1 protein-coding gene is annotated in these 1,320 nt (G+C 68.6%); it reads left to right on the forward strand.

The annotated features are described in order from the left end of the window. The first annotated feature begins 22 nt into the window (after positions 1–22). Complete coding sequence (locus LMU33_RS40765) at positions 23–1,276, forward strand: IS701 family transposase (RefSeq protein ID WP_372478165.1); 1,254 nt, start codon at positions 23–25, stop codon at positions 1,274–1,276. The last annotated feature ends 44 nt before the right edge of the window (positions 1,277–1,320 follow it).

Genomic DNA, 1,320 nt, shown 5'->3' on the forward strand with positions numbered 1-1,320 from the left:
GCGTACGGGGCAGCTTCCCCACGTGATCACCGAGCGTGTTGCCGAGCAGTGGGACCTGGAACTGGACGACCTCTTCGTGACCATCGGCCATCGCTTCGGCCGGGTGGAACTACGCCGCCGCATGCGCGACTACGTACGCGGTCTGCTCGCCCCGGTGGCCCGAAAGAACAGCTGGCAACTGGCCGAGCAGGCAGGTCACTCCACCCCTGACGGTCTGCAGCACCTGCTCGCCGGAGCGAAGTGGAATCCCGACGACATCCGCGACGACCTGCAGGAATACGTCGCCGCCAAGCTCGGCGAGAACGACGGGGTCCTCATCATCGACGACACCGGGTTCATCAAGAAAGGCATCACCTCCGCCGGGGTTCAACGCCAGTACTCCGGAACCGCCGGCCGCACCGAGAATTGTCAGATCGGCGTCTTCGCCGCCTACGCCACCACTCTGGGCAGGGCCCTGGTCGACCGCGAGCTCTACCTGCCCAAGACCTGGACCGAGGACCGCGAACGCTGCCGCGCGGCCAAAGTTCCCGACGAGCGGGAGTTCGCCACCAAGGGCGAACTGGCCCGGCACATCGTGCTGCGGTCCCTCGCCTCGCCGCTGCCCATCGCCTGGGTCACCGCCGACGCCGCCTACGGTCAGGAGAGCCGCTTCCGCCGGCTGCTGGAACAGTCGGGCGTCGGCTACGTACTGGCCGTGCCCAAGTCCCAGTTCACCGTGGGCTGCCCCCGCATCGACGGCCTGTTCGCGCAGGCCCCGGCCGCAGCATGGGAGAAGATCTCGTGCGGAGACGGCGCGAAAGGCCCTCGCGCCTACCACTGGGCAGCGATCCGGCTGCCGGCCGTCGCCGAGTTCGACTACCAGGGCGAGGTCCCCCACCGCATGCGGTGGGCACTGGCCCGGCGCAGCATCAGCAAGCCCCACGAGATCGCCTACTACCTCGCATACGCCCCTTTGGAGGCCACCGTTCAGAAGCTGGTGCGAATCGCCGGGACGCGCTGGGCGATCGAGGAGTGCTTCCAGGCCGCGAAGAACGAGTGCGGCCTGGACCAGTACGAAGTCCGACGCTACGTGGGCTGGTACCGGCACATCACTCTGGCCATGCTCGCGCACGCCTTCCTGGCCGCCACGGCGCACCAGGTCCGGGAAAAGGGGGCGGTACCGGTGGGGCAGGCGATGCAATCGGCTTCACAGTGGCGGAGGTTCGGCGACTCCTGGCAGCTTGTCGTCCCCGACCGCCGCACCTTCGTGGCCGCCGAGGACGACACCACGCCCTGAGCTGGTCAAACTGGCGCCGACGACGCCAAGCGGTCGCCCGCCGG

The organism is Streptomyces barringtoniae (assembly GCF_020819595.1).
In the GTDB taxonomy this organism is placed as follows: domain Bacteria; phylum Actinomycetota; class Actinomycetes; order Streptomycetales; family Streptomycetaceae; genus Streptomyces; species Streptomyces barringtoniae.